Annotated in this window: 11 protein-coding genes, 1 tRNA gene and 1 other RNA gene; 1 reads left to right on the forward strand and 12 read right to left on the reverse strand. The window is 45.0% G+C overall.

The genetic code is table 11. The features are described 5' to 3' along the window. Positions 1 to 14: 14 nt before the first annotated feature. From HZY94_RS00355 to HZY94_RS00395, 9 genes are all read right to left on the reverse strand, one after another. The gene (locus HZY94_RS00355) at positions 15 to 359 is read right to left on the reverse strand and encodes a BMC domain-containing protein (protein WP_160333217.1); all 345 of its coding nucleotides are present in this window, start codon (positions 357 to 359) and stop codon (positions 15 to 17) included. Between the two features lie 17 nt (positions 360 to 376). Then, the gene (locus tag HZY94_RS00360) at positions 377 to 1,516 is read right to left on the reverse strand and encodes a 1-propanol dehydrogenase PduQ (protein WP_160333218.1); all 1,140 of its coding nucleotides are present in this window, start codon (positions 1,514 to 1,516) and stop codon (positions 377 to 379) included. A 232-nt stretch (positions 1,517 to 1,748) separates the two neighbouring features. Continuing rightward, positions 1,749 to 2,345 carry a cob(I)yrinic acid a,c-diamide adenosyltransferase gene (locus tag HZY94_RS00365; protein ID WP_160333219.1) on the reverse strand — a complete coding sequence of 199 codons (597 nt, stop codon included), beginning with the start codon at positions 2,343 to 2,345 and terminating at the stop codon, positions 1,749 to 1,751. Next, positions 2,309 to 3,412, reverse strand: a complete 1,104-nt coding sequence (locus HZY94_RS00370; protein ID WP_160333220.1) for a nicotinate-nucleotide--dimethylbenzimidazole phosphoribosyltransferase — start codon at positions 3,410 to 3,412, stop codon at positions 2,309 to 2,311. Before HZY94_RS00370 ends, HZY94_RS00365 begins: the two co-directional genes overlap by 37 nt. Further along, the gene (locus HZY94_RS00375; RefSeq protein WP_179924491.1) at positions 3,409 to 4,266 is read right to left on the reverse strand and encodes a kinase; all 858 of its coding nucleotides are present in this window, start codon (positions 4,264 to 4,266) and stop codon (positions 3,409 to 3,411) included. The genes HZY94_RS00370 and HZY94_RS00375 overlap by 4 nt, the downstream gene beginning before the upstream one ends. Further along, positions 4,247 to 5,344, reverse strand: a complete 1,098-nt coding sequence (gene cobD, locus HZY94_RS00380) for a threonine-phosphate decarboxylase CobD (protein WP_160333222.1) — start codon at positions 5,342 to 5,344, stop codon at positions 4,247 to 4,249. Before cobD ends, HZY94_RS00375 begins: the two co-directional genes overlap by 20 nt. Continuing rightward, the gene (locus HZY94_RS00385; protein ID WP_160333223.1) at positions 5,341 to 5,778 is read right to left on the reverse strand and encodes a EutP/PduV family microcompartment system protein; all 438 of its coding nucleotides are present in this window, start codon (positions 5,776 to 5,778) and stop codon (positions 5,341 to 5,343) included. Before HZY94_RS00385 ends, cobD begins: the two co-directional genes overlap by 4 nt. Before the next feature lie 15 nt (positions 5,779 to 5,793). Beyond that, positions 5,794 to 7,113, reverse strand: coding sequence for a haloacid dehalogenase-like hydrolase (locus tag HZY94_RS00390; RefSeq protein ID WP_160333224.1), 1,320 nt, complete (start codon positions 7,111 to 7,113; stop codon positions 5,794 to 5,796). A 272-nt stretch (positions 7,114 to 7,385) separates the two neighbouring features. Next, positions 7,386 to 7,473 (reverse strand) — tRNA-Ser (locus HZY94_RS00395). 131 nt (positions 7,474 to 7,604) lie between these two features. Here HZY94_RS00395 and ssrA point away from each other — a divergent pair. Further along, positions 7,605 to 7,952, forward strand: a transfer-messenger RNA (tmRNA) gene (ssrA, locus tag HZY94_RS00400). Positions 7,953 to 8,177: 225 nt separating this feature from the next. Here the strand turns inward: ssrA and nrdG are convergent. Genes nrdG through nrdD form a run of 3 tightly spaced genes read right to left on the reverse strand, consistent with a single transcriptional unit; the run spans position 8,178 to position 11,424 of the window. Next, complete coding sequence (gene nrdG, locus HZY94_RS00405; protein WP_179924492.1) at positions 8,178 to 8,735, reverse strand: anaerobic ribonucleoside-triphosphate reductase activating protein; 558 nt, start codon at positions 8,733 to 8,735, stop codon at positions 8,178 to 8,180. Then, on the reverse strand, positions 8,722 to 9,252 hold the full coding sequence (locus HZY94_RS00410; protein WP_179924493.1) for a GNAT family N-acetyltransferase: 531 nt from the start codon (positions 9,250 to 9,252) through the stop codon (positions 8,722 to 8,724). Before HZY94_RS00410 ends, nrdG begins: the two co-directional genes overlap by 14 nt. A 12-nt stretch (positions 9,253 to 9,264) precedes the next feature. Next, the gene (nrdD, locus tag HZY94_RS00415) at positions 9,265 to 11,424 is read right to left on the reverse strand and encodes an anaerobic ribonucleoside-triphosphate reductase (protein WP_179924494.1); all 2,160 of its coding nucleotides are present in this window, start codon (positions 11,422 to 11,424) and stop codon (positions 9,265 to 9,267) included. Between the last annotated feature and the right edge of the window lie 179 nt (positions 11,425 to 11,603).

Below are 11,603 nucleotides of genomic sequence, written 5' to 3' on the forward strand. Positions count from 1 at the left end.
CCCCTCTTTTCTGATTAGGTTCTCGTCACCACAGTACTGGAAAATCCTAAAATTTCTTCCAGACCACTTAGAACAGCTTGTAGGGCAGCTTCGACCGAAGAAACATCGCCCGTCACCACCACAGAACCACTAAAACGATCTACAAAACCAATCTCAATCCCTGCTGCCTTGCTCGCTAAATCAACAGCAATAATCGCAGCTTCACTCGGTGTGATGGTTAAAATACCAATCGCCCCTCGTTTATCACTGGATAAGCCCAACTTTTCAAAAATAGCACTATCTGGATTCGCAATGAGATGAGCCAAGGTCACCTGTTTCCCAGGTACATACTCTTGAATCATCCGCTGTTTTTCTGCCATCTATCTGTCCCCCTATCTTAGAAACTAGCATCCAAAATTGCTAACAAACCAGCCACATCGGCTTGCCTTGGATTGGTCAAACTACATTTATCGACCAGAGCAGCCTTGGCTAATTCCTCCCGACATTCTTGAAAAAGACTGGACAGAACCCCATATTGAGACAAGGTTTTCGGCAATTTCAGCCGTCCCTGGAGACGGTTGACAGCTTCCGTTAACTGCCGGACCCCTTGGCCAGGATTGCTAGCAGAATACCCTAATAATTGAGCTAAGCGTTGATAACGCTTGGCTGTTGCTAAACAATCTGGCGCAATCTTGCCATGCTGGTAACCAGCATTATAGCGGATAACAGCTGGCATCAAGATACTGTTCAGCCGACCATGAGGAATATGAAACCGCGCTCCTGCCGCATGTGCTAAACTATGGTTAATTCCCAAAGAGGCTGTATTAAAGGCCATTCCTGCCAGAGTCGATGCTGCATGCAGTTTCTCCCTAGCTTCTGAGTCCTGACCATTGCGATAAGCTTTGGGCAAATACTCAAAAACCAGTTGAACCGCCTTCTCGGCAAGAGCATCAGAAAAATCGCTGGCCTGGGTTGACACATAGGCTTCAAAAGCATGTGTTAGAACATCCATCCCAGTGTCCGCAGTGATTGAACTTGGCAAGGACTTGACTAAATTCGCATCCAAAATGGCCACATCTGGTAGTAAATCGCGACTAACCAGAGGGTACTTTTGACCCAGATCAGTATCTGTAATGACTGAAAAATCCGTCACTTCTGAACCTGTTCCGCTGGTTGTCGGAATCGCGACAAAACACAAGTCTTCAAACAATCCCTGCTCTTTTGCAAAATAGTAGATGGCCTTAGCAGCATCAATCGCTGAACCGCCACCGATAGCAATCATGGTTTGAGGAACCTTCCCTTGAGCCGCCTGAATCCCTTGAACAACAACCTCAATCGGAGGATCCGGAACAATCTCACTAAAAATTTGAATTTCATTGGAAGAATCCAGATACGTTTCTACCAACTCCTCCAATTGACCTGTTTGAACTAAAAATGGATCAGCAACAATAAAGATAGCCTGATTTTGATAAGTCTTTAATTGTTCCAATGAACCACTGCCAATAAAGAGCTCCGTTTTGTAAAAAATACGATACACTTGGGCTCTCCTTCCTGTACATAACATCAACCACAAGAAGTGAACTAAGACGACTTTGTCCTAAATCTTTCTGTAGTTCCATTGCTAATTGACTCTGTACCTCGTTGTACCTAGGGTCAGTATATCATAAAAGCGGTTTCACAACAAGAAAAAATAGATTGACATTTCCTATTTACTTAGGGACACGGCTTTTTCCTTACCCATCCACCACTTTGCTTTTTCTCTAAAAAAACTAATTACGGTCTGCCCAACGCTCAATGTCTTCCTTAGTAATATTATGAAAAACTTTCACACCGCGTTCGTAGGGAATATCCTGAGCAGCTGAACGGTAATTAATCAAGCGTGCCAAAGCGAAGAAATAATCAGATAAACGGTTGACAAAAATCAGAACCTGATGGTTAATGTCTGCCGCCCAAGAAGTCGCCACAATTTCCCGCTCAGCTCGTCTTGCAATCGTCCGAGCCACGTGGGCCATGGCTGCAATCGGATCTCCCCCTGGCAGAATAAAGGTCTCCAGAGCTGGTGGAAGCGGTGCATAGGTATCAATCCGCTCCTCCAACCAGTGAACTAGACTTTCATCCACCTTATAAGGATAAACACCTTCCGGTGTTGATAGATCAGACCCACAATCAAAGAGATAATGTTGGAGCTGAAGTAGTTCCTCTCCTAACTCGTCGCCTTGATCCATTTGGCTAATCATATAGCCTAACCAGGAGTTTAGTTCATCAATTGTTCCGTAGGCATTGACACGATCCGAATCCTTGGCGATCGTCTGACCTCCAACCAATTTGGTCAAGCCTTTGTCGCCTGTTTTTGTATAGAGTTGCATTTCTCATCACCTATCTTTCTAATATCAATATAGTCGGATTGAGACAATCCTGCTTCATCAAAGGTTGGAAAACTTTCCAAGGCAGTCACTGCAGCATCCATTAAGGAAAACATTAAGGGGCATGCAGAACCCTCTCCAAGACGTAAGCCTAAATCAAAGTAGGCCACAAGTCCCAAGTCCTCGCAAACATAAGCAAAAGCTGGCTCCGGTGAAGCATTGGATAAAAAAACATAATCCAAAACAGTAGGCTGTAAGCGACTGGCCACTAACAAGCCTGTAATCGAAATGAGGCCATCAACCACCGCAACTTTTTTCTTTTGAGCACAGGCTAAAAAGCTACCTGCCATTCCCAAAATATCTAAAGACCCTACTTTTGCAACTACATCCAAAACATCTGTAAAAGGAGTATGTTGTTGTAAGGCTTGTAGAATGACCTCTGTTTTTCGTGCCAAGCCCTGTTGATCCAGTCCAGCTCCATAACCTACCAAAGGAACCGGGTCTCCCCCTAAAATAGCTGCTATAACCGCTACAGAAGTCGTTGTATTCCCGATTCCCATCTCACCGGTTCCAATAACCTGATAACCTTGATCAATCAAAGCAACCGTTTCCTCATACCCAGCCAAAATGGCTGCTATAGCAACTTCTCGACTCATGGCCGGTCCCTTTAAAAAATTAGCAGTCCCTGAACAAAGTTTCCTGTGATCAGAACCTGTAATTGGCTGACAACATCCCAAATCCAAGAGATGGACATCTGAGCCAGCATATTTGGACAGGCCACACAAGCCACTCTTACCCTGTAAAATATTACAGGCCACTTGGTAAGTTGTCGATTGAGGATTTGAAGACACCCCTTCCTCCACTACACCATTATCCGCCACATATACGACTGTTACCTTGGGAGAAAGGGAAACAGGTGGACCAAGAATAGCTGATAAACGGACATAGATATCTTCCAGCCTGCCAAAAGCTCCTAAAGGCTTGGCTAATTGATCACAAAAGGCTTGAGCCCGAGTAATCTGTTTTTGATCCAGGGGTCTAATCGATTCAATGATTGCTTCCAATTTCATAACATCTCTCCCCTTACTCCAGTATAAACTGGTTGCAGTAAGGATCTTTTCTGATAGTAGGAAGTCAGAGGAAGTCTATCTAGCGCTGCCTCTAACAAAGGAATCCTAGCTGTCTCCTCTTTCGAAATCCAAAGGCCAAGGACACTGCCACTATGAGCCACATTTAAACCAAGCAAACCCCATTCCTCTACAAAAGATATCAAATCACTCAAAAATGGCTTCGGAAGCCGTTGGTCGTTCAGCAGGGCACTGTGAATGGCTACTTGCCCTAGAGCTGATAAATCTTGATTCTGACAGGCCTTTTGAAACTCATCCAAGAGTCGTTCTGACGCTTCTTGGGAATAACTTACATCCTGACTCATTCTGATCATTTGACCGGTCACTACCTCCTCTTTAGGCTCCAACATCAAAATCCAGAAATCTGGTTTCCAATCTGTCTGCCAGAAAACCCTACCTGTCAGGGGCTGGATAACCGTCCAGGACTCAAAAGCTACAGAATCGCTGGCTTCAATTTGACAACAAAGTGACGTTAATTTACCAGCACTGGCCTCGTCTGCTCGCCATAAGAATTGAGCTTGGGCTACAGCTAACAAATCTGCCGTACTACTCGCACACCCTTTAGCAACTGGTAACTGACTGAATCGTTGCATATGAGCGGGGATCAAATCCCCCCAAGTCCCTAGCTGCACCAATTCTTGTTGACGAGGCCATAGACACTGACCCGTTGGAGATTCCTGGCACAAAACCCAACTATAGAGATTCACTCCTAGAGAAACAAGAATCTCTTGCCCTTGGTATAAGCTCTGAAAAATTTCTCCACAAGAGCCCGGGCAACTAGCTATCACCCTTCTCATTTTCGAGAACCTCCCCCAAAACTTCTAACAGTCGCCGATTTTCTAGGTGACTCCGAATGCCGACGCGGTAGTAGTTTTCTCCTAAACCTGGATAATTCCAGCAGGAACGTATCAACAGTTTCTGCTCCCACAATCGTTGGCGCAAATCTCTCTGGCCTTTGTACCGGAAAAAAATGAAGTTGGCAGTTGGTCTGTGGACAGATAGAGAAGGGAAGGCTTTAAGCCCTTGGTATAGATAGGCCTGCTCTTTAGCCAACCACTCGTACGTTCTCCGCTGGTAGTCTGTATCCGCCAATAAAACCGGTAAAGCACTAGCCGCTAAATGATTCACTGTCCAAGGTGGCCTTTGTTGCCTAATTTCTTCTAAACAGGTAGCATGGCCTGTTGCCATGTAACCCAGACGTAATCCAGGCAACGCAAAAAACTTTGTCAGCGAACGTACAATGACCAACTTCTCCAATTTCTGAAGAAGGGGAAGTAAACTAGCATCTTCTTCCTCAATAAAATCAATAAAGGCTTCATCGAGAAGGCACCAGGCTCCTCTTCTTCCCAACCACATTACCAACTCTTCTAACTCCGACCTCGAGGACTGAGTACCCGTGGGGTTATTCGGATTGCAAAGAACCACTACATCCCCTTCTTGAACAGCGGCCAAGTCTAAACGAAGACTCTCAAATGTCCAAGTAAATGCCGGCTCTTTGAGAGGGATTGATTGAATCTGAGCTCCAGTACTTGCAAAAGCTTTACGGTATTCTAGGAACGTCGGCTCAAGAATCCAGGCCCGTTTCGGTTGCAACCAACGAGCAAAATCATAAAAAGCTTCCACAGCACCATTACATAAGAGGAAATTCTCAGGTTCTAAGCCATGATAAGTTGCTAGGTAGTCTCGAGCTTGACGCTGCTTTACATCGGGATAAACAGTTAAATGATCCAATTCTCGAATGAGATGATTTCTCACTGCCCTTGATAAGCCCAGCGGATTGATATTGGCACTAAAATCAATACAGTCTGTGGGTTCATAGCCTGCAAGAGCAGCTAGATGTGCTAAATTTCCACCATGCTCAACCGCCTTGATCATACTTCTCCCTCCAAATACCTTTTCAAAGGCTCCAAGCCCTGATCCTCTACCGAGGAGATCTCAAAAATCTGACTAGCTCCCGCTCCCACCAACTGCCGTCTTGCAAAGTCGGCTTCCTCAACGGAAGATACCCGATCCATCTTGGTAATAATCCCGACAACTTCCTTAGAAAACAAGGCTCCAAAACCTTCGGGGAAAAATTGTTGGCGGCTATCCGCTGCACACAGCAAGCCAATGACATCTGCCTCCATGGCTGTGACACTAAGGGCGTTATAAAATTTCCGGTATTGCAGAAATTCTCCTGGAGTATCAATAATGGAGTCATGAAATTGGATTGTTTGTGTCTTCTGATAATCCAGACTCAATCCATGTAACCGTTGTGTCAAGGTTGTTTTCCCAACTCCCACGGGCCCCACAAACATTACTTTTTTCATCACTCCGTCTCCTCTCTACTTTTGCAAGCGTGCCTCTTTTTCTGACAGCTTAACGGTTTCTGAGCTCTTTCGCAAAACACCCTTATTTTCATCCCGTCCCTGCAAATAGTAGAGACGTTCTTCTTGATCCATGGTATTGATTGCTTCGGTTGCCAAGAGCCCAATGCCCTTTTCTGGATCTCGTAAGAGGTTAAAGATCAAGCCGACCTGCAGATCTGGGAAATCCTTCAACATGGCATAGTCCCCATTACTGTCACCACCAATTAGGAGTGGCGCTTGGCCTCCATGGTGAACTGCCATAAAGTTGTTTATGGTTTCGGTTTTTCCTTCCCCTTGCGTTTGCGGATAGTTTTCATCCAATTGGGCTTGAATTTTCCCTTCTTCATCTTTTGCCAAACGCATGGCATAAACATGATCCTCTGGTACTCCATAGCCTAATTCTTTAGAAGTCGCATAAGGAATAATCACATCGATATAAGAAGCCGAATTGACATAGACATCGATTCCATTGGCCATCAGGGTTTGATAAAGGTTCTGCATCTCTGGAACCGAGCGAACGCCTCGTTTAAAGTCAACACTAACCTGACCAGCCTGCCCCTTGAGGCTCTCAGGGCTAGTCCAGGTTTCCTTGGTCAATTCTTCCCCATGGGCTACCTCTATCGATTTTTTGGCCAACTCTTGAACTTCCTCGGAGGTCATCCCAGCATATAAATAAGTTACCCAAGGATAACTAATATCCGAACTAAAAGTATCGCCAATGGCTTCATATAAGTAACGCAGTTTACTACTGAAATCCTTGTACTCGTTGGATTTTTTCACAGCCTCCAAGGATTTATCGCCCTCAAATCCTTTATACTGGCTATAAAGATACTCATAATCGGAACGTAAATCAGCAGCAATTTCTTCGATAGATACATCCTGCCCTTCCTTGTTCCGCAGTTCCTCACCAAAAGTCTCTAAAGGAACATCCTTCCGAATAGCTGCTTCAAATGCATCCGGAGTCATTTTAAAAGCCAAATGCTCAATTTGATAAGTTAAGGTAGCCTCACCGATATCATTGATAACGGTGGTGTTGTCCCAATCAAAGACCGCATAAGGTTTTTGATCTTTGTCATAAGCGGAACTCTTTACCCCATACTCCTCAATCAATTTCTGCAAGCGTTGATGAATCTCCGGCTTCCAATTTCCTTCTAGTAAAATCGAATCTTCCTTTTTCTCCTTCTGCTGCAGACTCATCTCAGCCCCCTTTGGTTTAGCTGCCTCTTTTTCCTGTGACTGGCAAGCTCCCAAGGTGAGAGCCAGACCACAAACCACTAACATACCGTATTTTCGCATGAAACGAACCTCCAAATATCCTCTCTATAGCAAAAAATGGCAGGGAAAGCCCTTGAATCTGTATCCGCTCCATTGCGATTCAAGTCGGCTTCCTTGCCATCCCTTATATTTTGTAAGCATTTACATTATACTCCAGCCCACAGCTCTTGTCAAGATATTTTTGAGAGGGACATGGCGCTTATTACTAGAAGAAAAAAGAAACGCTACTCAATCAACGTTTCTCAGAATTTCCATAAAGCACTAAAAAAGGGATCAAAATCCCTTAAAACTGACGGAAGACATGGGATTCGAACCCACGCACGCTGTTACACGCCTACCGCGTTTCCAACACGGCCTCTTAAGCCTCTTGAGTAATCTTCCATATCACTGACTTAATTAGTATACCACATTTTCAACCAGGTGCAAGTATTTTTGAAAAAATTTTGAGAGACTTTTACAGTTTTTTCTAGCTTTTCAGGTTAAAGAGTGATATACTAGTCCAAGTAATGTAAGGGGTCGTTACGGATTCGACAGGCATTATGAGGCATATTTTGCGACTCATCGGCAGATGTAAAAATGCCAGTTAAATATAACTGCAAAAAATAACACTTCTTACGCTCTAGCTGCCTAAAAACCAGCAGGCGTGACCAAGGTTTGATTGCTTGTGTTAAACTGCGGTCTTATTATTAACAAGCTACGATGAAGGTCAGCCTAGTACCTTCATAAGAGACGAATAGGCTCGCAATCCTTTCACTTGAGCTATGTGTGGAAGAATTGTTAAATTAAGACATAGCCTATGGTTGTAGACAAATATGTTGGCAGGTGTTTGGACGTGGGTTCGACTCCCACCGGCTCCATCTTACCTTCTTATAAGTTTCTAAAACTTCTTATAACTTCATGAAAACCTTGAGAAATCAAGGTTTTTTCTATTTTCCTTCCCAATTCCTTCTTATAACTTTCTATAACTTTTTAGAAAAGTCCGACCCTAAACCCGACCCTAAAATAAAAACTCCGCCGTTTTATTTAAATTCTAGAAAACTAAGAAACCGCCCTGGATTTGGGGCGGTCAGTTCATTCGCGGACTTTTAGTGTTGCAAGTTTTCCCAGAGAATCACCTGCTTGGCTTTGAGGGATTTGGGGACATCGATAATCCGTTGATTGGAAGAGCCTCGAAATTGAAGGCTCAGATCCCTTTTGGTAGCATCATAGCGACCATCCACCAGGATATCCAGCTGCTCCAACAGTTTACGCTTATCCGCTGTCTCCAGCATCAGCTCCTCCCAGGTGTAACCTGTCCAGGACCAGATGTCCTTGGTCGGCAATTCTTGACGGATTTTTTGAACCAAAGGAAGAAGGGTTCCGGTGTTTAAAAAGGGTTCTCCTCCCAAAAGGGTAAGGCCTTGAACATAGGGCTGGGCAAGGTCCTGTAAAATTTGCTCTTCCAGTTCCTGGGTATAGGGAATCCCTGCCCCAAATGACCAACTAGCGCGATTGTAACAGCCTTTGCAATGAAAAAGACAGCCACTAACATAAAGGGAGCAGCGAACGCCCTCACCGTCGACAAAGTTAAAGGCCTTATAGTCCAAAATTTTCCCCTGGCTCCAGTCCTCGCTCTTCCACTCTTGTGGCTTAGGATTGCGCATCCTCGACCTCAATCCAGTAGCGTTCAACCCCTTCACGTCGGTCTTCCAAGACACCGCCACAAGCCAAGATGGTCCGTCGACTTCCCTCGTTGCTTTCATCACAGGTCACCAAAACGCGGGCGATATTCTTGCTGAGGGCTTCTTGTAAGCCCTGTTGGAGCTGTTCCTTGGCATAGCCCTTACGGCGTTGGCTGGGACGAATGGAATAACCGATATGGCCTCCCTGGTTCAGGAGGTAGTCATTCAACCGCAGACGGAGGTGGAGAAAGCCAATCGCTTGTCCCTCTTCATCAAAGCTGACGTATTGAATAGCTGGGACAAAACCGTCCGGCAGGTTTAAACCCAACTCATGATCTCGATTTTGCTCCAACCAACTTGCAAAATCTTGCCCTTCTTCATAAAAACCACCATCCATCGCACTGCCACTGGCTTGAAATTCCGCAAACATAGCCAAAACAGTCTCTTGATCCGCCAAAGTCGGACGACGTAACCGAAGTCTAGATGTTTCTTTTTTCATATTTTGTCTCTCCTATAAACTAGAACTATTCATGTGTTTGACACGCGCAGCAATTTCCTGATGGCGACCCCGTACCATGGGCCGAGCCTGGGGATTGCCCAGATAGCCACAGGTCCGCTTGACCACATCTACAAGATTGGGATCACTTGTTCGGCAAACAGGACACTCAAAGCCCCTGTCTGTCGGATCGAAATCGCCTTCAAAACCACAAGCGTAACACCGATCAATGGGGGTATTGGTTCCTAGGTAACCCACACGGTCATAAGCATAGTCCCAAACAGCCTCCAAGGCCTTGGGGTTTTGTTGCAATACAGGGTACTCACAATAATGAATAAAACCACCACTAGCTCCCGCTTCTGGGTAGACTTTTTCAAAGTCCAACTTTTCAAAGGGGTTGGGATTTTTCCGCACATCATAGTGAAAACTATTGGTGTAGTAACCCTTGTCCGTAATATCTGTGATGGTCCCAAACTTCTCCGTATCCAGACGGCAAAAGCGATCAGTCAGGCTCTCAGATGGTGTCGAATAGACTGAAAAATGGTAGTCGTATTTCTCAGACCAGGCCTCCGTAAATTCCTTCATCCTAGCAACTACTTCAACTGTAAAGTCCTTGGCTGCAGGATTCTGTTCCCAGCTGCCACCGTAGAAAACAGTCGCGACCTCATAAAGTCCAATATAGCCGAGGGAAACCGTTGCTCGTTTGTTCTTGAATAGTTGATCCACAGACTCTGTTTTGCCCAGGCGTTTACCAAAAGCCCCATATTGGTACAAAATGGGAGCGTTGGCCGGCTTGGCTTCCTTGACCCGTTCTATCCGATACACCAGGGCATCCTCAGCCAGCTTCATCCGTTCTGCAAACAAACGCCAAAAAATCGCTTGATCTCCCTTGGACTCCAAGGCAATACGGGGAAGGTTGACCGTTACCACACCAAGGTTCATCCGCCCCGCATTGACTTCGCGACCTGCTTGATCAGCCCAGCCCTGTAAAAAGGAACGGCAACCCATAGGGACCTTAAAAGAACCTGTTAATTCTACAATTTTATCATAAGATAGAATATCTGGATACATCCGTTTGGTCGCACATTCTACCGCCAACTCTTTGATGTCATAATTCGGACTGTCGGGCTCTAAATTAAGGCCCTTTTTTAAGGTAAAAATCAATTTAGGGAAAATAGCTGTTCGCCCTTCTCGTCCCAAGCCCTTGATCCGAATTTGCAGGATGGCCTTTTGAATTTCCCGCTCAAACCAAGAAGTCCCCAAACCAAATCCTAAAGACGTAAAAGGAGTCTGCCCATTGGAGGTAAACAGAGTATTGATTTCATACTCCAAAGACTGCATGGCATCATAAATATCTTTTTTTGTTTTTTCACGCGCATAGTCCTCAACCTTCCCTTCCTGAACCCATTGCTCAGCCTCCTGCAAATGTTTCTGAAAATTCAGCTCCGCATAGGGGGCTAAAATTTGGTCAATCCGGTCCGCCGAACAGCCCCCATATTGACTGGAAGAAACATTGGCGATAATCTGCGAAATTTGAGCGGTCGCTGTTTGGATCGATTTTGGACTCTCGACATCTGCATTGCCAATTTTAAAACCTTGCGCCAACATCCCTTCAAAGTCAATTAAACAACAATTGGTCATCGGTGTATAGGGTTGATAATCCAGATCATGAAAATGGATGTCCCCTTTTTGATGGGCATTGGCAACGTGTGGTGGCAACAGTTTGAGGCCAATAGCCTTCCCAACAATCCCGGCCGTTAAATCACGCTGGGTATTAAAGACCTCCGCATCCTTATTGGCATTTTCATGAACCAAGTGACTGTCCTTATCCAATAACTGTTGCACAGCTTGATTGATATCCAGGGCTGCTAGACGCTTTCGCTCTTTTTGGCTGGCATAGCGATGATAAGCAGCCAGTAACTCCTCTTGCTGGCCTTGCAAGAGTATGGTCGCAAGCAGGTCTCGGATTCTCTCCACAGAACATACAGCCTCACCAAGGAGCTCCTGCTCGACTGCTTGCTGGAGCTGCTTTAGTTCAGCTGGTCTCAGAGGGGAAGTCACATTCTGATTGCTAGATTCCAAGCTTCGATACAATTTCTCACTCTCGAAAGGAACCGTTCGACCATCCCGCTTCTTTACAAGTAGTTGCTGGATTCTGTCATCAGGTTTCATCATCTGTTCTACCTCCCTTTCATGAACTGAAAACTAGTTTATCACTTCACAAAACAAAAATCAATATCTAGTGAAATTTATGAAATCTACACTATATCTTGTGCTTTATATGGACTATAATACTCAAAAATTACTCGGAATTCAAGACCTAGACATTACTTTTAAAGAAGAATGGCATAGTT

Origin of the sequence: Streptococcus danieliae (assembly GCF_013415245.1) — a bacterium.
GTDB lineage: Bacteria > Bacillota > Bacilli > Lactobacillales > Streptococcaceae > Streptococcus > Streptococcus danieliae_A.